Origin of the sequence: Falsiroseomonas sp. CW058 (genome assembly GCF_050563535.1) — a bacterium.
Lineage (GTDB): Bacteria > Pseudomonadota > Alphaproteobacteria > Acetobacterales > Acetobacteraceae > Falsiroseomonas.
On the sequence record NZ_JBNXUO010000006.1, the window covers coordinates 178447 to 198303 of the forward strand.

A 19857-nucleotide genomic window follows, 5' to 3' on the forward strand; every position below is an offset into this window, starting at 1 on the left:
CGCGTGTCCTCAGCCGCAGCAGCCGCCGCCGGCCGCGACCGGCGCCAGCACCTGCTGGGCTGTCTCGACGGGGCCGCAGCAGGCGGTCGCGGCGCCTGCCGGCGCGCGGTCGGTCGAGCAGACACCCGTCTCCGGCAGCACCAGCTCGACCCGACGCGCCGCCTCGACATCGCCGGCGAGGAAGGCCGCGATCGAGCGCACCTGCTCGTGCCCCGTCGCCATCAGGAAGGTCGGCGCGCGGCCGTAGCTCTTCATGCCGGCGATGTAGAAGCCCGCTTCCGGGTGGCGGAGCTCGACCTCGCCGTGCGGACGCACCGTGCCGCAGGAATGCAGGTTCGGGTCGATCAGCGGCGCGAGCGCCGGGGTCGCCTCCACCGCGGGGTCCAGGCCGAGCCGTACCTCCCGCAGGAAGGAGAGATCGGGACGGAAGCCGGTGGCGACGATCACGCGGTCGGCCTGCACCGTCGTCGTGCGTGCCTCCTGCCGGCCGGTGACGGCGAGCTTGCCATCCGCTTCGGCGATGCGGTCGATGAGGAAGGGCGCGAGGGCGGTGACGGCGCCGGTCTCGACCAGCGCCTGCGCGCGGGCGCCCAGCTCGCCCCGCTGCGCGAGCCCGTCCTTCGCGCCGCCGCCGAAGTTCACCGCGCCGAGCGGCCGGCGGAAGGCCCAGAGGATCCGCGTGCCCGGCGCCTGCCGCGCCAGTTCCGCGAGGTCCAGCACGGCGTTCATCGCCGAGTGTCCGGCGCCGACGACGAGCGTCGTGCGGCCCACATAGGCCGCGCGCTCGGCCCCGAGCACGTCGGGGATGCCGTAGGCGATGCGCGCCGCGTGCCGGGCCTCGCCGGGCGCGGGCATGCCGTGGCTGCCGGCGGGGTTGGGCGCATGCCAGGTGCCGGAGCAGTCGATCACCGCGCGCGCCTCGACCGCCCGCACGCCGCAGCAGGTCTCGACATGCACCACGAAGGGGGCCGCGTCGCGGCCGGCCCCGCCGTGCAGCCGCCCGAAGTCGCGGCGCGCGACGCCCACGACCTTCGCGCCGGTGCGGATGCGCCCGCGCAGCGCCGCCGTCGCGGCCAGCGGGGCGAGGTAGTCGGCGACGAGCTCGGAGCCGGTCGGATAGTGCGTGGGGTCGGGCGCCGACCAGCCCTCGGCCTCGAGCAGCGCCCGCGCCGCGGCGTCGGTGTTGAACTCCCAGGGCGAGAACATGCGGACGTGGCCCCAGGCGCGGACCGCGTGGCCGATGTCGGGCCCGGCCTCCAGCACAAGGGGCTCGAGGCCACGGCCGAGGAGCTGCGCGGCGGCGGCGAGGCCGACGGGGCCGGCGCCGATCACGACGACGGGCAGGCTGGGTGCGCTCATGGGCATGCTCCCTGATGCATAGGGGGTTGAGGTATGCAGGCAGGAAAAGAGGCGCTTCGGGTCACGCGCAGCACTCCCCGCCGGGGCGCCGCTCCTCCCGGGCGCGGTCGGCGGCGGCGAAGGCGCGGCCGGTGTCCTGCAGGGCGGCGGTCGCCTCCATCCAGGCCTCCAGCGCCACGCGGAAGGCGGCGCGACCGGCATCGGTCAGCTCGTAGACGCGGCGCTGGCGGCCGCCGACGACCTCCTCGGTCGCGGTGACGAAGCCGCCGGCCTCGAATTCGCGGAGCACCGGGTAGATCGTGCCCTCGGTGGGGGAGCAGCAACCATTGGTGGTGCGCTCGACCAGGCGGGCGATGTCGTAGCCGTGCATCGGCCCGTCGTGCAGCACGCGCAGGATGAAGAACTTGCTCAGGCCCATCTTGATGGTGCCCGCCCAGTAGTCGCGGGAGGCGTAGTCGACGCGGGGGGAAGGGGCTCGGCGGGCGGCGTCCATGCCCGAACGCTATACCTCGATCATCAATGCATCAAGCCCCAAGATCATGGCGCGGCCACGTTGCCAGTGTCGGCGCCGATGCGCGTCCACCGCCGAATACGCGGCGGAGCAGCGCCAATCCCGCCAAACCCCCACCTCCCACTCCTTCGAGCTCGCCTGCGCGCAGAGCCACATCGAGCACCGCGTGACCAAGCCATTCCACCCGTGGACGAACGTTCAGGTTGAGCGAATGAACAGGACGCTCAAGGAAGCCACCGTCCAGCGCTACCATTGCGGCAGCCACGATGAGCTCAGGCATCACCTCGCCCTGTTCCTCGACGCCTACAACTACGCGAGGCGCCTCAGGAGCCTGAAGGGTCTCACCCCCTACGAGTTCATCTGCCGATCATGGGCCGCAGAGCCCCACAGGTTCTCTGCAAACCCGCACCACCAAATGCCGGCACCAAACATCTAGCCCAGACGCAGCGCAACCGCGCGGAAGCGAGCCAGCGCGGTCTCGAGATCCTCGGCGATGCTCGCCGCGATCTCGGCGGGCGGGGGCAGGCTGGCGGGGTCGGTGGCGCCGTCCTCGCGCAGCCAGGACAGGTTCAGGTCCAGCTTCTCGCGCGCGGCCAGCTCGGCGTAGCCGAATCGCTTGAAGCGCTCGGTCTCCTGGCGCTTCGCGCGGTCGGAGAGCCTGGCCAGGCTGACGAACTCCGCCATGTCGGCGTCGCGCAGCGGGCGTTCCTTCAGGGTGAAGCGCTTGTTGGTGCGGAGGTCGTAGACCCACAGCGCCTCGGTCCAGGGTTCCTTGCGCCGCGGCCGGGCCTCGAAGAACAGGACGTTCGCCTTCACGCCCTGGCGGTAGAAGATGCCGGTCGGCAGGCGCAGCAGGGTGTGGCACTCGAATTCGTCGAGCAGGCGGCGGCGGATCTTCTCGCCGGCGCCGCCCTCGAACAGCACGTTGTCGGGAAGCACCACGGCGGCGACGCCGCCCGGCGCCAGCACGGTCATGATGTGCTGGACGAAGTTGAGCTGCTTGTTGCCGGTGGTCACGTTGAAGTCGGGGCGCTGGTAGTCCTCGCGCTCCGTCTCCGCCTCGCCATCGCCGGTGAAGACCTGGATGGACTGGCGCCGGCCGAAGGGTGGGTTGGTGAGGATCACGTCCCAGCGGCGGCCGGGATCGGCCAGCAGCGCGTCGGCGCGGTGGATCGGCGTGACGTCGGCGCGGCCGAGGCCGTGCAGGTAGAGGTTCATGGCGGCGAGCCGCGCGACGCCGGCGACGATGTCGAAGCCGGTGAAGCCTTCCTCCCGCATGCGCCGCCCCGTCTCACGGTCGCGCGCCTCGGGCTTCCGGCGCATGTGCTCGAAGGCGGCGAGGAGGAAGCCGGCGGTGCCGCAGGCGGGGTCGCAGACCGTCTGGCCGGGCCTGGGGTCCACCACCTCGACACAGGCCCCGATGACGGGGCGCGGGGTGAAATACTGGCCGGCGCCGGACTTGGTGTCGGAGGCGGTGCGCTCCAGCAGGCTTTCGTAGATCGCGCCCTTCACGTCCACGCCGAAGCCCGACCAACTCTCGGCGCCGATCATCCGCACCAGGCGGTGCAGATGGGCCGGTTCCTCGATGGTGTTGCGGGCGCGGGTGTAGATGGTGCCGACGAGGCCGGGCTGGCCGGCCAGCGTCTCCAGCGTGCGGGCGTAGTGCTGCGCGAGTTCGCGGCCGGAGAGCGCGGCGAGGCGCGCCCAGCGGCACTCCTCCGGCAGGAGGGAGGGCAGGCCGTCCTCCTCCCGCTCCGCGTCGAGCTTGAGGAAGAGCAGGTAGGTGACCTGCTCCACATAGTCGCCGGAGCCGACGCCGGCGTTGTTCATGACATGGGCGAGGTTCCAGACCTTCGCGGTCAGGACGTTCTCGGTCTCGCTCATGCGGGGGTCTCGATCAGGTCGGGCTGCGTGGCGGTGCGGCGCGCGCGGGGACGGCGAGAAGCCGCCGGCGTGGCGCGGAGGCGCGCGAGCAGCGCGGCGGCGGGTTCGTCAGCCGGGTCCTGCGGGACGAGGCGGCCGGTGAAGGCGGCGTGGAGGATGGATTGGCGAAGCTGCGCGGCTTCCTCGACGAAGGGATCGCCAAGTGCGGCATCGCGCGCCACATCCAAACAGTCCGCCACGCGGGTGATGATCTCGTCTTGTTCGAGCAGCGGTGGAACAGGGACGCAGAGCGTGCGAAGGCGACCGCCGCTGACATTTGCCTGGCCAACCTGCTGCGTCATCACCGATGCGATCCACTGCCGCCCAAGCGGGGAGTTGATGTAGTGCGCCAAAAACGGCGAGCGGACGTGCACAGCCTTCGCACGAACAATATACGACGCGAACGAGACCGGACGGTCGTGCCCCTCGAAGACAGCCGTCTTGCCGACGAGCTCGGCGCTGTTCGTGCGATTGAACAGAAGGTCACCCCGCTCCAGCAGCAGGTCGGGAAACTCATTGTGGTCGCGAGGGAGATGCTTGAGTTCGGCATAGTCGAGCCGGCCGTTCTGGATGTTTCCCATACGGAGCACAGGCACTCCGTCAGGCAGGGGCCGGCAGCGCGCCGATGATCCATAGTCGATCTTCCAGCACAACTGATCCACGGTCGCCCAACCCCAACTGGGGGGCAGATCGAACGGTGGTGGACCTTCGGGAGTCTCGGCGTCACGGTATCGCTTGGCGACTTTGCGTGCCCGCTCCTCCGCAATCGCTGCAAGTAGCTGTTCGGGCGGGCTGTCTGCTGGGTTCTCAGCGCGCCAGTCGGCGGTGAGGGCGCCGGTGCAGGCGGCGTGGAGAAGGCTTGCGCGGAACTGCGTCAGGCCCTCGCGCGCACGCGCCAGCGCGGCTTCGCCGGCCTCCACCTCCTCGAACAGCGCGTTCACCGCGGCGACGATGCGGGTCTGTTCGGCCGCTGGCGGGACCGGCATGACGGCTTCGCGGAGGAAGGTAGCCGGAACACGCTGCTGGCCTACCGCTCCACTCATGGACGACCGGGCGGTCGCTCGAAAGCTTTCCTGCATCAGATAGTAGCAGACGTAGGCAGCATCGATGCCGGGCTTGGGACGGACGACGTGAAACTCGGTGCTACCGATGCCGATGCCTTGGGGTAGCTCGGGCACGAGAGCGATCTTCCCGTTCTCCATGCACGGCGTGATCTTCGCGAAGATCACATCGCCGCTTCGGAACCGCGTGAAGCCCGTTGTGATCTCGCGAAGCGGGCGCGTCGTGTTCGTGTCCACCGTATTCGTCAGCGCGCCAACCGCTGCCATCGGCACGAAGGTGATAGCTGTGTCGCCGCTGATGGCGCTGATGTCCGTCGAAGGATTTATCTCGCAGATCGTTTCGAGAGATGCAGCACCCCATCCCGGCGGCAGGCCCTCACGCGGCAGCGCATCCATGCTTAAGCCACCAGCGCGTCGGTCAGGTCATCCACCAGCGCCGGCAGTCGCTCCGCGCCGAACAGCGCGCGCGCCCGCGCGGTGCCGCCGCGCGACGAGAAGTCCGAGGCTTCGCGCAGATCGGCCAGCGTCAGTTCCACGTTGCTCGCCACCCAGTCCTTCATCAGCCGCAGCCACTCCATCTGCGCCTCGGTGTAGTCGCGCCCGGCCTTCTTCTCGCGGCCGAGCCACAGTTCGAAATTGCGGTTCACGTCCGGCGCGAAGGGGGCCAGCACCGCGCGCGCGCCGATGGCGTAGCGCACCAGCCCCACCAGGTCGGTCAGCAGCCCCGCCGGCGCGCGGGTCTGCCCTGCATGCAGGCGCCGGTAGCACGCCCAGACCGCCTTGTCGTCCAGCAGCCAGGGCGGCCGCGCCATCGCCGCGCGCAGATCCTGCAGCATGGCGTAGGTCAGGCGGCGCTGCGCATGCGGCCGGGCATAGAGGATGGCGAGCGCGGCGAGCCGGTCGGCTTCCTCCGCCAGGAAGCGGCCGAAGCGCTCGGTGATCTCGGTCGCGCGGTTCAGGTCGAAATCGGCGGAGAGCACGGCGTCGGCCGTCAGCTCGTCCACGATGATTTCCGTCGTGCGCTGCGCCTCCAGGATGGCGCGGCGCAGGGCGGGGTTGGCGGCGAGCGGCCGGCAGGCCTCGGCGCGCAGCCCCTCGGCGGCGGCGTCCCAGGCGGCTTCGTCGTCGGGCGTCGCGGCGGCAGCATCGCGGGCGCGGGCCTCGATGCGGACGGGATCGGCGGCGTCCACCAGGGCGCGGGCCAGGTCGGTCAGCGTGGCGCCGCCGGCAGCCTGGCGAAGCTCCGCGCGGGCCGGGTCGGGCAGGCGGCGTTCCAGGCGGGCCAGGCGGCCGGCGAGGGTGGCGCAGGTGTCCTCGTCGGTGTGGCCGAAGGCGACGCGCTCCAGCAGGGCTTCCAGGCTGAGGGTGCGGTCGCGCTCCAGCGGCTCGGTCGGCGTCTTCACGCTCTCCGTCACGCCGACCGCGTCCACGATGATGAAGCGGTCCTTCCGCTCGGCGGAGGGCGTGGCGCGCTGCAGGTCGGTGGGCAGGATGGTGCGGGCGCCGCGGCCGCGCATCTGCTCGAAATACTGGGCGCTGCGGACGTCGCGCAGGAAGATCACGACCTCCAGCGGTTTGATGTCCGTGCCGGTGGCGACCATGTCCACGGTGGTGGCGATGCGGAACAGGTGATCGGTCCGGAAATCCTGGATCAGCTCCTGCCCGCTGCGGCCGGTGGCGCGGTAGGTGATCTTCTGCGCGAAGCGGGCATCGCCGCCGAAGACCTCGCGGGCGATCTCGGTCACCGTCTCGGCGTGGCTGTCGGACTGGCAGAAGATCAGGGTCTTCGGCACCTCCTGCCGGCCGGGGAAGAGTTGGGTGGGCAGGGCGTCGCGATAGGCCTGCATCACGGTGCGGATCTGGTTCGGCACCTCCACGGCGCGGTTCAGCTGGCCGGGGGTGTAGGGCAGATCCTCGTCCAGCGCGGCGAGGCGGCGGCGGCGCGTCTCCTTGTCGCGGTGGGGGACGGTGAAACCGGCGGGGATGGTGCCGCCGCGCTCGCCGACCTCGGTGCGGACGCGCCAGACCTCGAAGTCCACGTTCACGCCGTCGGCGACGGAGCGCTCGAAGGGATACTGGCTGACGATGTTCTGCTGGAAGAAGCCGATTGTGTGGCGGCCGGGTGTCGCGGTGAGGCCGACGAGGAAGGCGTCAAAGTATTCCAGCACCTGCCGCCAGTTGCCGTAGATGGAGCGGTGGCACTCATCCACGATGATGAGGTCGAAGGTCTCGGGCGGGATGGCGGGGTTGTAGATGACGGGGCGCTCGGCCCCCCTGTCTTCGCCGCTGCCGGCGGCGCGCTCGAAGCCGCCGCGCTCGTCGTCGGCGTCGTCGAAGGGCTGGCCGCGCAGGACGGAATACAGGCGCTGAACGGTGGAGATGACGACGCTGGCCGAGGGATCGATGGTGCTGCCCTGCAGGTGCTGGACCGTGAACTCCTCGCGGAACAGCAGGCCGGCGCCGCCGGGGGCGCCAAAGGGGACGAAGGCGTCGAACTCGCGCTTCGCCTGGGTGCCGAGGTTGGCGCGGTCGACCAGGAACAGCACCCGGCCCATGCGGACGGGCGGCGAGAGCAGGCGGTGGGTAAGCGCGCAGGCCGTGAAGGTCTTGCCGGCGCCGGTCGCCATGGAGACCAGGGCGCGGGGCCTGCCCTGGGCGAGCGAGGCTTCGACGCCCGCGATGGCCTCGGCCTGGCAGGGGCGCAGGCGCGTCGGGTCGAGCGGCGGCAGGGTGGCGAGGCGGGCGCGAAGGCTGCTGCCGGCCGCGAGGGTGGCGCGCAGCGTCTCGGGCCTGTGGGGGGCGAAGACGCGGCGGGGGCGGGCGCCAGAAGGGGCAGCCTTGTCGCGGGCGTCCTGGAACAGGGTCTCGGCGCCAGTCGACACGTAGACGAAGGGCAGCGGGTCGGCCCAGGCGGGATACCTGGCCGGTGCGGCGCGCGTGTAGTCGTCGCCCTGGTGCACCACGCCTGACAGGGTCGTGCCTTCGGGCTTCGCCTCCAGAACGCCGCAGGCGCGGCCATCGAGGAAGAGCAGGTAGTCGGCGGGGCCTGTGGCGGTCGGGGTCTCGCGCACGGCGATGCCAGGGCCGGCGTGCAGGTTCACTTCGGCGCGGTCCTGGACGATCCAGCCCGCGGCCGCGAGGCCGGCGTCAATGATCTGTCGCGCCCGTGCCTCTGGGGCTGCGTCGCGGCGCCCGCGCTCCTGGCCATCCATACCGGAAGGGTAACACAGGATCGGGAGATTCGAGGGGCTTGGGCCTGCGACGCGCCGGATTCAGACGTCCGAGGCGTTCGCCCGGGCGAAGCGGTTGCTGAACATCCAAGCCCTGCGATGCCGCAAAGATGAGGCAGAACAACGGGTTGGGGCTTGTAGACTGGATCGGGCTAGTCCAAGGTCCGGAGAGAAAAGCCCGGAGAGAAACGCGCGCCGGGGCTCGGCGCCGCCCGTGAAGTCTCAAGGTGGGGGCGGAAAACGTGGCGAAAGGCCGCGCTTCTGCGAGGCGTCGCCAGTACGGAGAATGTGTTCTGGATGACCGACTGGAGCGGGCGAAGGGATTCGAACCCTCGACCCCAACCTTGGCAAGTGCGGCGGGGCTGTTCGCGGCCGTTCGCCGAGGTTCGGCAGGTTGTATCGCATCAAGGGGTTGCAGCTGCCGACGTTCGCTGTGGGTCGCCCAAAGCCGCCGCCAACCGCTCGAAAGCGGCACCCTATCCGGCCCCCGCTTCCAGGGCAGCCCGGCTTTACCGCTCCGCCCAAAACGGGGGAGGCACCGCGGAATCTCCCGAGATGGCGCTGACGGCGTGGCAGCCGTGCGGTAGCATCCGCCACGATGGAACAGTCTGGACGATATAACCACTTATCGCGCGAACAACTCATTGAGTTGCTCGAACGGCGAGACGTGCGGCGGAACTTCGGCCTGGTTTGGGAGCGGGAGGGCATCGAACCCGACCGCGCCATGAACACCGACTTCGTGGCTCTTGAACTCGACCCGGAGCTATCAACGGCACCGCTGGACGAGCGCGGGTGGCGCAATCTAGTCATCGAGGGTGACAACTGGGATGCGTTGAGGGCGCTGCGGATCGCCTATGCTGGGCGTGTCAATTGCATATTCATCGACCCCCCTTACAACACAGGAAACGCCGACTTTAGCTATAATGATAAATTTATTGGAGCGAATGACCGGTATAGGCAGTCTTTATGGATAGAATTTCTTTACCGACGCTTGATGGTTGCTCGCGATCTTCTGGCGCAAGATGGCGTTATTTTCGTATGTATCAACGATGAAAACAGAGCGCGTCTAGATCTCCTTATGGAGAAAGTATTTCCGGGGATGCGCCTTGGGAGTTTCGTGTGGCGCACGCGAACTGCGGTCGGTGACGCTAAGCCAGGGTCGATTTCAATAGATCATGAACACGTGCTTGCTTATGGCAACAATGGAGCACGCTTTTCTGGCGTTCCCAAAACTAACGCCGCCTATAAAAAAGGTAAGGATGGAGAAGTCTCTCAGTCTGTTACATTAACACAGAGTAAGAACTACAGAAAGCGGCCAAATTCGTATTTCCCACTAGTTAACCCAAGCAATGAAATACACTATCCATGCAATCCCGATAGGGTGTGGGCATTCGTGGAGAAAATCGAGGATACTAAGGGTGGGAAGGGAAGAACTGCTTCCGAGATCATAGCCGCAGACGAAGTTATCTGGCCGGAGAATGATCGGTTTGAGGTTTTTCCAACACTTGATGCCCTCGAGAAAGCGATTTTTGACAGGGCTGTCCCTCACTCCGGAAGAGGAAAGCGAAAGAAACCCCTGCTGCGACCGGGCCTTCCCGGGGTTGAACTGTTAGTAGGCAAAAAGATTGGTTGGGGAACGCCTCGACGGCGCGTGACGCCCAAGTCAGTGCGGAGCGAGATGCAACCTACACCGTCCATCATTATTGGAACGAGTGAGGCGGCCAAGCGAGCATCGCTTCGGAGTGGCACGAATGGCGAGGGCACTGCCGAGTTGCGTGGCATATTTGAAGAAGACCTCTTCAGCTATCCAAAGCCTAGAAGCTTGGTTTCATCGCTGATTTCTCAAGTTACGCCGAGAGACGGCCTTATTCTCGATTTTTTCGCAGGCAGCGGGACTACCGGCCACGCTGTTCTAAGCTTAAATTCCGCTGACCTGGGTGATCGGCGCTTTGTGCTTGTCTCAAACTCGGAGAAGCTGCCAGAAGACCCGAGTAAGACGATTTGCCGTGATGTGTGCGCAGAGCGCCTCCGGCGGGTGATTAAAGGTTATGGGACCGCGCCGCCAATGAAAGGAGATTTCGCTTATCTCCGCACTCAGCGTATGAATTGGGATGACGTGCTTTATGACCTAGACGATGGCGCTCTCTGGACCCTCTTGCAGCTTCGGCATGACCGTCCCGTTCGGCCCTTCGATCCCGCTGCGCCTGTGCAGATTGCCCACCCTGATCCGCGCCACCCGGCCGATCCCATCATCGCCTTCCTACCGCGCGTGACGGAGGAGGCGGTTGCGCAGCTCCGGCAACTTGCCGTTCTCGGGTCGTTGGTCGCGTTCTCCCCCGCGCCCGCGCTGCTGCGCGACGCGCTCGACATGCCCGCCGTCCCGGTGGAGCAAGTCCCGGATCGGCTGCTGGCCGAGTTTCCGCAACTGATCGCCGGGCTGTAGCACCATGTCCCGTCGCGCCGCAGCCCCTCTGGTTCTCAGGGACTACCAACAGGAGGCTGCTGACCGCCTCTCGGCTGCTGCCCTCGACACCGCTACGAAGATACGGGCAGCGCCCACCCAGCGGCGGCGCATCACGAAGCAGATTGGCTGCGCGTTGCTCGAAGCGCCGACGGGATCGGGCAAGACGGTGATGCTCGCCGCGACAGCCGAGGCAGTCAGCCGTGGCGCCCCGGTCGTGTGGTTCTGGTTCGCGCCCTTCGCCGGGCTGATTGGGCAGACCATAACGGCGCTGCGGGAGGCTGCGCCGGGGCTCCGCGTGCGCGATCCGGTGAAGGACCGCCTGGATGTGGGCACCCGGCCCGGTGACGTGTTCGTCGCGACCTGGGCGAGCGTCGCTGCCCGCCGGGCGGACACCCGCCGGATGCGGATGGATGACGACGGCGCCCCGGCGTTGGACACGCTGGTTGCCTCCCTTCGTGGAGCGGGGTTCCTGCTGGGCGCGGTGGTGGATGAGGCACATCACAGCTTCCGGCCCGGGACAGAGGCGTTCCGCTTCTTCTCGGACGTGCTCGCGCCGGACCTGCTGATGTGCGCGACGGCTACCCCGAACGACGCTGACGTGGAAGTTCTGCGACGCGGCCTGGACATTGTAAAGTTCCAACACGTCGCTGTCTCGCGGGACCGGGTAGTCGCGGCGCGCCTGAACAAGCCGCGCGTCAAAGCTGTCAGCTTCGTTGCTCGGGGCACGAGCGCCGAGCTGCTGGACCTCAATGACGTGGCGCTCCGCAAAGCCGTGGAGCAGCACCGCGCGTTGAAACGGGAACTGGTAAAGGCCGGCTTCCCCCTAGTGCCGCTGCTGCTGGTCCAGGCATCAAGCAACGGCTGGACACCGGCTAAGGTGAAGGAGTTTCTGACCGGGAGCCTGGGCTTCGCAGCGGAATCCGTCGCTGTGCATACCGCCGATGAGCCTGACCCGAATGTGCAGGCATTGGCCAATGACCCAGCCGTTGAAGTGCTGGTGTTCAAGATGGCCGTCGCCACGGGGTTCGACGCACCCCGGGCGTTCACCCTCTGCGCCCTCCGGCCAGTCATTGACACGTCGTTCGGGTTGCAGGTGATCGGGCGCATCATGCGCGTCCACCCCCTTTTGCAGCCCCGCACGGACCTCGCGCCCATCCTCGACACAGGTTGGGTGTTTCTGTCGGACGCGCAGGGTCAGACCGGCTTGCAGGCGGCGGCCGACCGCATCAAGGCGATGCGGGACGCCATCTCGGTTGTGACGGACGGCGTGCAGGTCTTTGAAGCGGCGGTCGGGGAAGGCGGGAACGTCACCCTGATCGGAGCTGACGGGCAGGCGCGGCTTGTCCTTGAACCTCCGCCCGAAGTCGCTCCGCGACCTGCGACGCCGGACATATCCCGTGCCATGCCGGCGCCGGCGCCGTGGCCCCAGACGTTGTTCGGCCGTCTTGAGGAAACGCAGGCGCCCGGGCCCGTGCCGGCCGGACCCCAGCCCGGCACGCCCGCGCCACGCCGCCCCACGGCTCAGGCGATGACCTTCCAGTATCCCCGCCGGGCGGGTCTAGTTGTCCCTGACAGGCTGCGGACCGAGAAGATGCCCAGAGGTCCGAATGACCTGCTGGACGCGCTGATCCGGAATGTGCGCTTTACGCCCGAGCAGCTACTCGCAGCGGGGCAGACAACCGCGAGCGTCGAACGCCAGGAGGGAGACCTTTTCGAGCGAACAGCGCAGGCCCGCAGGGTTGAGCAAGCCGCCATTAATGAACTGTTCGCGCGGCAAAACGCTCATGAGCTGCTGCGCGTCAGTCAGTATATCAACCCCGCCGAACTTGGACGGAGGCTACAAGACCGACTGGCAGCGCAGCTTTCGGAACGCGGCCTGCCGGCGGTAGACCAGAAGGCGCTGCGCCGCGCCTTAAACATCATTCTTGTCCAAGCGCCCAACCTGTTGCGCGATGCGCTGAGGCGGGCTGCGGCGGCTTGCACGGAGGTTGTTGATGCTGCCGATCTTCCAACTAAGCTGGAAAGCCCGGACCCGCTGCCGCCCTCTCCGCTGAACCTATACGGCTGTATGCCGCCAGGTTTGAACACCTGGGAACAATCATTCGCGGACTGGCTAGACACACAGGACGGCCGGGTTCTTTGGTGGACTCGCAACCTTCCACGGCCGAACGCGAAGGATGACTGGTCTGTCCGGATTGTGCTGCCAGAAACAGGCCGAGGCTACTACCCCGACTTTGTGGTGTGCGTGGATGGCCGCAAGTATCGTGACGGTATAGCCCTTGCCGAAACGAAGGACCGCACGGAGACGACGGACAGCGCGGTCAAAAGCCGGACGGAGCACCGCGAATACGGGCGGGCGCTGATGTTGTCTTTCGACAGCGTGGCGCACCGTTTCAACCGCGTTGAGTTTAACGCGGCACTCGGGAGGAACAGCGAGGTAGCGCCGCTCTACCCTGATGACTTGTTGCAGTAAAAGCCGGCTCTCCGTCCAGATGTCGTTAAGCTGCTGCGGCGGTCAGCGTTCGCGTCTCCCGCACGGTGTCAGCCCATCGCTGAAGGGCATCGAGCTTCTCGGGCAGGAAGTTGTATCGGCGGTAGGTGCCGGCGACCCCCTTCAGCACATGTCCGAGGCAAGCCTCGATGACATGCGGCGCCACTCCCAGCCGCTCCATGTGGGTGGCCATCGACCGCCGAAGGTCATGCACCACCCAGGGCGTCATCGGCCCACCGTAGTAGGCCGCCGCCAGTCGCTCCAGCGCCGCCTTCGCATCGCTGAACCCGGCAATGGCCGTCTGCCCGCCATCCGACGAGAACAGGTGATCCCCCGTTACCGGCGCTGGCAGCGCGGCGACGATGCTGCGCGCGAGCGGACTGAGCGGCACCACGTGGGGCCGGTCGGTCTTGTAGTGCTCGGCGGGGATCTCGAGCGCCGACCAGGCCTCGTCCAGCCATAACCATCGGGCCGTCGCCCATTCGCCTCGCCGGCAGCCGGTCAGGATCAGCAATTGGTAGAACGGGCCCCAGGGGTAGGGCGTCGCACACGCCGCCGTCCACACCGCCCGCAACTCCTCCATCGACAGCACCCGGTCGCGCGGCCTCGCACGGTCACGGTTCCGCACCCCCGCAAAGGGGTTGTCGGGCCGCATCTCGGCCTCGACAGCATACTGGAACATCGCCCGCACCCATTTGCGCACCTCGGCGGCGGCGCCCGCACCGCCGCGGTCGACAGTGAAGGTTCCCCGCCCGCGGGTCCTCACCTCGACGGGGCGGGGCTGGCGGACATCGTCGAGCAGCTTCAGCAGATCACCGCGCGTGACCTCCGCCACCGGCCGGTGACCCCAGGCGGGGCGGACGTGACGGGCCAGCAGCGCCTCCACCACGGGGGCGGAGCGCAGGTTGCGACGCAGATGGTCGGCGGCGTAGCGCTCGATCAAGTCGGCGACGGTAATGGCAGCCGCCTGGGCGGCCGCCTGAGCCCGCTGGGCGGCGCCTGGGTCGATGCCGTCACGGGCGAGCCTGCGAGCCGCCAGGGCGGCCTCACGGGCCTCGCTGAGGCCCATGGCGGGGTAGCTGCCGAGGGCCATGCGGCACTTTGGGCCGGCGAGGCGGGCGACCCGGCCCTCGCCGGGGTCTCCCTTGCCCTTCACCCGATAGGTGAGGGTCCAGGTCATGGCGCCGCTGGCGCCGACGCGGAGGGACAGCCCACCGCGGTCGGGCAGCTCGACGCGCGCGCCGGTGGGTCGCACCGCGCGAAGCTTGGTGTCGCTGAGAGGCATGGATGGATGTCGGGGGTGCCGCTGCGGGTTGATCGCGGCAGTGAGCGGCGGAGGCCTGCCAGCAGGGGCAGTATAGCCGATCTAAGCCATTGACTACAAACAGAATTACCGAACGTCCGCGGTCGCCGGCGAACGGGCGCGGAAGGAGGGCATCACGGCGGGCCTCGACGCGCCGGTGCCGCCGCGCTCGCCAGCGTAGCGCTCCGCCAGCCGAGCTGCCCCGACACAAGGGTGCCGGGTCGAAGAAACCTCCAAGAACTATCCATTTACGACAAATGCTGAGAGAAACGGACCAAACAAAAAATCTACTAACGGCGTCGTGGGGTGAATTGAACAGTGTGAATACTCTGCTTGTAGATTTGTTTGTTATAGGGTTATATTCACACTGGGGCAGTATTTGCCCCGACAACCCCTACCCCTCACGAAAGGTCAGCAGCATGAACGCGACGCCGAAGCGGCTCGTGGTGATCGACGCCGACAGCAACGGCCCAGCCCGGGGCGCCAGCTTCGACCCCGCCGGCCGAGATGCCATCGCCAAGGCGCTGGAAGGCAGCACGGCGAAGATCATCGAGGTCGACCAAGTGAAGCTCAACCAAGTCGACCCGGACTTCCCCGAGGGCAAGCTCGCCGCGACCGGCAAGCCGACCCTGCCGCTGATAAAGCGGGCGACCTATGAGCGGCTGGTCGCCCTCGCCACGCCGGTGCCGGTGCCCGCCCCACCGGTGGCCCTGGCATCGTCTGGCAACCCGCTCGCCGCGGTGAAGGTCGGCTCGGTCGTGCTCGCCTGGGACGACGAGAATGGCGGCTGGTGGGAAGCGGTTGTCCAGCGCCTGGAGCACAACGGGGCAACCCTGCGGCTGAAGTGGCGCGACTTCCCCGAGATGCCCCAGGTGGCGAAGCCGCTCACCGCCGTCGCCCTCCCGCCCGCCAACGGAGTACGTTAAGTAGACGGGACGCCGAAGTCTGCGTCAGGGCAGGGGTGGTCGCGTCGGCCGTTACCCCTGCCCAGTTTAGCCAGTCCTCCCCTGGCGTCATTGATGACATGGCCGGGCAGGGCTCATTATGGCGCGCAAGAGACGGTTCCCTCACAGGAGCAAGCAGCGTTGATCCCACTGCACTGATATGGATTGGGGCACCATTCCGTTTCCGCCGCCGGCGGACGAAGCGATCCTCGAAGAGTTTTACGAGCGCCGCCTTCGCCTGCGGCGCATATCCGCTGCCGACCTCACCGCCCGATCTGCTGAGGCCCATGAAGCTCTGCGGCCCCGGACGGAAATTACCCAGGACACCGAACTTGCGCAGGACACGAGCGACAGCGCCCGAAAAGGACGCTTCGTCAACTCCATGGTCCTGCTGCCGGACACAATCCCAAGCCTGCTCGACGCCCTGTCTGCCCTGCTCGGTGAGAACGTCAACATTCCAAAGCTGGCTAGGCTCCTTTGCGGTGACGACGGGGACGCCTGCATCAGGCTAAGCGCAGTTCTCTATCGCGCGCGAAAAGGAAGACCGGTTCGCGTGGAAATCGTGTGGGCGATGGCCCTGGAATTTGGAATACCGGTCGAGGAGTTAGCGGCACCTGACTCAGTCGCCTTGAATCTGGCTGCCGCGCGCGGGGGATCGGCAGCGCGAGACGGGTTCGCGGAAATCCGTAGAGGGCAGACACAAGACCTCCTCCATCGTCTGCAGCGTTTCCCCGTGACCATGCATACCGTGGAAACCGACATGGACGAATCGGCCCTGCTTGCCGATCTCCGTGACCCCGCGGTGGACGTGGAGTTCCAAAAGCGCAGCCTCAAGAGAGCCGCATCCTCGTCGAAACGCGCCAACAGAGTTTTTGCCGAGCTACGAAATGCGATGGGCTGGCCCAGCCGGATATCGCTGTCCAAGGAAGATGTTCGCAGCTTGGTTGCAGCCGCGGCGGAGGCAGAGCGCGTTATCAGGTTCGGCCGGCTCATTCGCGTTCAACGACTGCGTCCAAGCGACCCTCTCGCGCCTTCCACGCATTATCGCTGCCTGCGTGTCGACGTGGCCTTTGCTCACGAGAGCCCCAACGCTCCTGTAGATCTATCCAGTGACTATGCCCACCGCCCCACCCAGCGCGAGTTGGCGCTCTTGGGGCGGGAGAGGCCTGTTGACGGGGCCATCGAGCGCGAAATTGAGGCCGTGCGAGCCGATATAGAATGGTGCGGTCATTGGGAGGGGCGGTGGCTGCCTCTGTGGCCCATTCCTATATCGGAACGAATTCGCGTGGGTCTCTCGAACAGGTCTAGTGCTTTATAAATAAAGCGTATTTTCGGATTAGCAGAGCGCTTCAAGCACAGTTCTGTGCTACATCGCGGCATCTTCGTTGATGGCACACGGGATCTCCACCACGGAGGTTCCAGTGCCGCAGTTTCCGAAAAACCAAGCCGCTGGCGATGATCCGCATCGCACGGATCACGCTACTGCTCAGCCCCCTGTCGACGGCATGTCCCTGATGGACATTCCTGAGGTCTGCGCCAAGACCCTGCAGGGCCGCACCACGATCTTCAAGAAGATCAAGGAACGCGAATTACCGGCCGTGAAGCTCGGCCGACGCACCATGATTCGGCGCAGCGACTTCGAGGCCTGGATCGCAACCCTGCCGCCGGTGAAGGGCGCGCGGTGATGCCGGCGCCCCGCAACCGAGCGGTGAAACAGCCGAAGGCTTCGCTGAAGCAGGCCGCACCTCTGTTTGCGACTTCCGTGGTCAAGCTGCACGCCGCGCAGTTCTCCGCTGCCCAAGCGGCGCGCCCCGGCCGTCCCCGCAATCCCCCCTTCAGTCGCCTCGCGCCGACACGCCTCGTCTACGATCCGGCGAAGCTGGTCCGCGCAACCAAGACGAAGCCCGCCTTCTCGACGGATGAAGAGGCGCGTGCAGAACTCGACGAGCGCATCAGGCGGCTGTCGTTGTCGAGCACTTCAGTGGTGCGTGCCCTCGCCATGCGGCTGACCTGCGGCGACGGTGAAGCCCCGCCTGCCTCGCTCGCCCATCCCCTCTACACCCGCGCGTTCCAGCGGGCGCAGGGCAGCGTGTTGCTCGTCCGCACCCGAGAGGCCGGTGCGGCTGGGCTGGAGGTGAAGCCCTTCACTCTCGTCTGGCCCGCGCACGCGGTCCACGCTGACGAGCTGCACGACGCCGACCCGACGCGGCTGATCGCCTGGCTGCGCCGATTGGCCCTGAAGCACCTGCCGCGCAACCCGCGCGGCTGGCTCTACGCCCAGCTGCACGGGGAGTACGAGGCACGGTCGAACACCTTCATCCTGCACTTCCACGGCATCGCAGCGGGCGACTACCTCCTCGCGCTGCGCGGCCCAGTGAAGGCGGAGCTGAAGGAGGAAGCGAAGCACCTCCCCAAGAACCCCAATACTTCCGACGTGCGGGCGCCCTTGCTCTTCCAGCAGCTTCGTGACGCGCCCCGCCAAGTCTCCTACGTGCTGCAGAGCTGGTGGCCTTCCCGCCCCGTCGTCATGACACCGAAGGGCCTGAAGCGTGTCCGCGCAAAGCGCCGCATCCCCGAACCGTATCACAGCGCCTACCTCGTCTGGCTCGACCGGCAATCCGTCGCCGGCTTGCGCCTGCGCATGGGCCTGGGCAGTGGGGGCTGACGATGACGGCGACAGGTAATTCAGCGTCACGTGCCCTGAAGACGGCTCAAGGCGTCCCGCCGACGGCTCCAGCCGCCAAGTTGATGGGGTGTGCTCAGCAACACTGCATCGTCAGCCGCGCCACGCAGGGGCAGCGCCGTGCAGGGGCGTGCAACTGGTGGGAAGAGTGGGAAAGGGGGGTGTCCCGTGACTGAGCACGCCCCCCTCCGCGACAGCGGTCGCGGCGAGCTCGCCGCCGAGTGCGCCACGGACCAGCACGGGCGGCGCTATGCGCTGGTGACCGTGGGTGCCGGTTCCGTCGCCGTGCCCCGTCGCCTCTTCGTCGGCCCCTTGTCGAAGGCCCTCGAGTTCCTTGCCGAGCGCGGGATCGAGATCATCAATCCGGAGGAAAAGCGTCGTCTGTGGCGCCTCGTCGCCCAGCGCTCCGAGGTTACGAGGTCTTTGCTCGTGGCCGACAGGCCCGGCTGGATCGCGACCGCTGCCTACGCGCTGCCGGACGGCACCTTCATCGTTGCTGGCGGTGTTCGGACCGCGGACTTGATCTGCAACTTCCGAGCAGATGCGGCTCACGCGGAGCAACGCGACCTCCAGGCCTGGAAGGCACTCTACGGGCCGCTGCTCAAGAGGCAGACGCTTCTGCAGGGCGTCCTCTGCTTTGCGCTGCAGGCGCCCCTGATCCGGCTGTTCGGCGCCGAAGTCGGCGTCCGCGACAATCCATTGTTGGTGCTGGTCGGCCCGACGAGTTGCGGGAAGACCACGGCGCTTCGCGTTGTGGGCTCGCTGCTCGGCATCGGCACAATGGGGACGTGGGCAACCACGACCAACGGGTTGGAGCTCATGGCGCAGCGCAGCGCCGATGGCGTTCTCCTGCTCGACGAGGTGCTGGTCGCAGGCGCCGGCCCGCGGGCTCGCACCGAGCTGCTGAGCTTCGCGACCATGAGCTTGGCGAGCGGCCGCGGGAAAGTCCGCATGGGGCAGGAGGAGATGGCCCCCGCGAGGTTCGTGCTGCTCAGCAGCGCGAACGCGATCACCACGACCAATGCGAAGAACGCCGCCGCGAACGATCCTGCGCTGGGCGTCCGGATGTCCGTCATCGATCTCGTCGGGCGCGAATTTGGCATCCTCGACCATGCGCCTGACGGCGGCGCGAGCGCCTTGATCGACGCGCTGAACGCGAGCGCGGAGACGTGCGGTGGCGCACCTATGCGCGCCTTCATCATGCGCCTAACGCGGGAGCTCTCGGTCAACCCGGAGGAACTGCGCAACAAGGTGATCTCCGCCGCTCGACGGTTCGAAGCGGAGGCGCGCAAGCGTGGCCCCCTGCCTCCGGAGGTCTCGCGGATTCTCGGCCGCTTCGCGCTCGCGTTTGCGGCGGGTCTGCTAGCGCGCGACTGGGGCATTCTCCCGGCTGATTGGGAAAAGCCAGGCATTGGCACCTTCCGGCTGTTCCGCATGGCCAGCGAGTCCCTGCGTGCTGGCGCGCAGCAGGATGCCGTCGCACGGCTCGAGTTGGCCTTGGGAAAAGCACGGCATCGTTTTGCGGAGGTCGGAGCGGACGCCACTCCGGGCGGCGGAGAACCAGTCGGTTGGCTGCGTCGGACGCCAAGCGGCGTGTTGGAGCTGGTGCTTCGACGGAAGCAGTTCGACTCCCTGTTCGGCACCATCGCGGATGACCTGCTGCCCCAGCTGCGCGCCTGCGGAGGGCTCACGGTCGAAGGGCCGGATGCGGCCGGGAAGGTGCACCACGCCGTCCATCGCAAATTGACGCCAGATGGGCGCTCAGAGCGGGCCATCGCGCTGCGGCTGAACCCGGCGGCCTATCCGGAAAAGCTGGAGGTTCGCCGCAAGAGTTAGCTCCCGATGCAGTCCGACCACGAGTGTTCGCCTATGCCCATGCGGCAAAATT

Annotated in this window: 13 protein-coding genes and 1 pseudogene; 8 read left to right on the forward strand and 6 right to left on the reverse strand. The window is 67.4% G+C overall.

Annotated elements, in window-relative coordinates; all coding sequences use genetic code 11:
- Window positions 1–9: 9 nt before the first annotated feature.
- Both ACK8OX_RS07685 and ACK8OX_RS07690 read right to left on the reverse strand, forming a co-directional pair.
- Window positions 10–1359: an FAD-dependent oxidoreductase gene (locus ACK8OX_RS07685; RefSeq protein ID WP_430663377.1), complete on the reverse strand. Its 1350-nt coding sequence runs from the start codon at window positions 1357–1359 to the stop codon at window positions 10–12.
- A gap of 61 nt (window positions 1360–1420) precedes the next feature.
- A complete protein-coding gene (locus ACK8OX_RS07690) occupies window positions 1421–1852 on the reverse strand; it encodes a PadR family transcriptional regulator (RefSeq protein WP_430663378.1) in 432 nt (143 codons plus the stop codon).
- 139 nt (window positions 1853–1991) lie between these two features.
- On the opposite strand from ACK8OX_RS07690, the pseudogene ACK8OX_RS07695 reads away from it, so the two are divergent.
- Window positions 1992–2306: pseudogene (locus ACK8OX_RS07695) on the forward strand (integrase core domain-containing protein); the annotation flags it as partial.
- Here ACK8OX_RS07695 and ACK8OX_RS07700 read toward each other — a convergent pair.
- The 3 genes from ACK8OX_RS07700 to ACK8OX_RS07710 are packed head-to-tail and all read right to left on the reverse strand — an operon-like array spanning window position 2303 to window position 8066.
- Window positions 2303–3754 carry a type I restriction-modification system subunit M gene (locus ACK8OX_RS07700; protein ID WP_430663379.1) on the reverse strand — a complete coding sequence of 484 codons (1452 nt, stop codon included), beginning with the start codon at window positions 3752–3754 and terminating at the stop codon, window positions 2303–2305. The pseudogene ACK8OX_RS07695 and the gene ACK8OX_RS07700 sit on opposite strands and share 4 nt — an antisense overlap.
- The gene (locus ACK8OX_RS07705) at window positions 3751–5250 is read right to left on the reverse strand and encodes a restriction endonuclease subunit S (RefSeq protein WP_430663380.1); all 1500 of its coding nucleotides are present in this window, start codon (window positions 5248–5250) and stop codon (window positions 3751–3753) included. The genes ACK8OX_RS07700 and ACK8OX_RS07705 overlap by 4 nt, the downstream gene beginning before the upstream one ends.
- A gap of 2 nt (window positions 5251–5252) precedes the next feature.
- Window positions 5253–8066, reverse strand: a complete 2814-nt coding sequence (locus tag ACK8OX_RS07710) for a DEAD/DEAH box helicase family protein (protein WP_430663381.1) — start codon at window positions 8064–8066, stop codon at window positions 5253–5255.
- Between the two features lie 616 nt (window positions 8067–8682).
- Here ACK8OX_RS07710 and ACK8OX_RS07715 point away from each other — a divergent pair.
- Entirely contained in the window at window positions 8683–10527 is a 1845-nt protein-coding gene (locus ACK8OX_RS07715) for a site-specific DNA-methyltransferase (protein WP_430663382.1), read from the forward strand.
- A gap of 4 nt (window positions 10528–10531) precedes the next feature.
- The gene (locus tag ACK8OX_RS07720; RefSeq protein ID WP_430663383.1) at window positions 10532–13021 is read left to right on the forward strand and encodes a DEAD/DEAH box helicase family protein; all 2490 of its coding nucleotides are present in this window, start codon (window positions 10532–10534) and stop codon (window positions 13019–13021) included.
- A gap of 25 nt (window positions 13022–13046) precedes the next feature.
- Here the strand turns inward: ACK8OX_RS07720 and ACK8OX_RS07725 are convergent, their stop codons facing one another.
- Window positions 13047–14324: a tyrosine-type recombinase/integrase gene (locus ACK8OX_RS07725; RefSeq protein ID WP_430663384.1), complete on the reverse strand. Its 1278-nt coding sequence runs from the start codon at window positions 14322–14324 to the stop codon at window positions 13047–13049.
- A gap of 437 nt (window positions 14325–14761) precedes the next feature.
- Here ACK8OX_RS07725 and ACK8OX_RS07730 point away from each other — a divergent pair, with 437 nt between their 5' ends.
- The 5 genes from ACK8OX_RS07730 (at window position 14762) to ACK8OX_RS07750 (ending at window position 19805) form a co-directional block, all read left to right on the forward strand.
- Window positions 14762–15268, forward strand: coding sequence for a hypothetical protein (locus ACK8OX_RS07730; protein ID WP_430663385.1), 507 nt, complete (start codon window positions 14762–14764; stop codon window positions 15266–15268).
- A gap of 178 nt (window positions 15269–15446) precedes the next feature.
- Complete coding sequence (locus ACK8OX_RS07735) at window positions 15447–16604, forward strand: hypothetical protein (protein ID WP_430663386.1); 1158 nt, start codon at window positions 15447–15449, stop codon at window positions 16602–16604.
- 70 nt (window positions 16605–16674) lie between these two features.
- Window positions 16675–16971, forward strand: a complete 297-nt coding sequence (locus ACK8OX_RS07740) for a helix-turn-helix domain-containing protein (protein WP_430663387.1) — start codon at window positions 16675–16677, stop codon at window positions 16969–16971.
- Window positions 16971–17951 carry a hypothetical protein gene (locus tag ACK8OX_RS07745; RefSeq protein WP_430663388.1) on the forward strand — a complete coding sequence of 327 codons (981 nt, stop codon included), beginning with the start codon at window positions 16971–16973 and terminating at the stop codon, window positions 17949–17951. Before ACK8OX_RS07740 ends, ACK8OX_RS07745 begins: the two co-directional genes overlap by 1 nt.
- Window positions 17952–18137: 186 nt before the next feature.
- Window positions 18138–19805, forward strand: a complete 1668-nt coding sequence (locus tag ACK8OX_RS07750; protein WP_430663389.1) for a DUF927 domain-containing protein — start codon at window positions 18138–18140, stop codon at window positions 19803–19805.
- The last annotated feature ends 52 nt before the right edge of the window (window positions 19806–19857 follow it).

Excerpts from the sequence above, each read along its gene's own strand:
- ACK8OX_RS07705 (WP_430663380.1), bottom strand. The coding sequence starts at position 5,250 with ATGGATGCGCTGCCGCGTGAGGGCCTGCCGCCGGGATGGGGTGCTGCA.
- ACK8OX_RS07730 (WP_430663385.1), top strand. The coding sequence starts at position 14,762 with ATGAACGCGACGCCGAAGCGGCTCGTGGTGATCGACGCCGACAGCAAC.
- ACK8OX_RS07720 (WP_430663383.1), top strand. The coding sequence starts at position 10,532 with ATGTCCCGTCGCGCCGCAGCCCCTCTGGTTCTCAGGGACTACCAACAG.
- ACK8OX_RS07710 (WP_430663381.1), bottom strand. The coding sequence starts at position 8,066 with ATGGATGGCCAGGAGCGCGGGCGCCGCGACGCAGCCCCAGAGGCACGG.
- ACK8OX_RS07725 (WP_430663384.1), bottom strand. The coding sequence starts at position 14,324 with ATGCCTCTCAGCGACACCAAGCTTCGCGCGGTGCGACCCACCGGCGCG.
- ACK8OX_RS07735 (WP_430663386.1), top strand. The coding sequence starts at position 15,447 with ATGGATTGGGGCACCATTCCGTTTCCGCCGCCGGCGGACGAAGCGATC.
- ACK8OX_RS07700 (WP_430663379.1), bottom strand. The coding sequence starts at position 3,754 with ATGAGCGAGACCGAGAACGTCCTGACCGCGAAGGTCTGGAACCTCGCC.
- ACK8OX_RS07745 (WP_430663388.1), top strand. The coding sequence starts at position 16,971 with ATGCCGGCGCCCCGCAACCGAGCGGTGAAACAGCCGAAGGCTTCGCTG.
- ACK8OX_RS07715 (WP_430663382.1), top strand. The coding sequence starts at position 8,683 with ATGGAACAGTCTGGACGATATAACCACTTATCGCGCGAACAACTCATT.
- ACK8OX_RS07740 (WP_430663387.1), top strand. The coding sequence starts at position 16,675 with ATGGCACACGGGATCTCCACCACGGAGGTTCCAGTGCCGCAGTTTCCG.
- ACK8OX_RS07685 (WP_430663377.1), bottom strand. The coding sequence starts at position 1,359 with ATGAGCGCACCCAGCCTGCCCGTCGTCGTGATCGGCGCCGGCCCCGTC.
- ACK8OX_RS07690 (WP_430663378.1), bottom strand. The coding sequence starts at position 1,852 with ATGGACGCCGCCCGCCGAGCCCCTTCCCCCCGCGTCGACTACGCCTCC.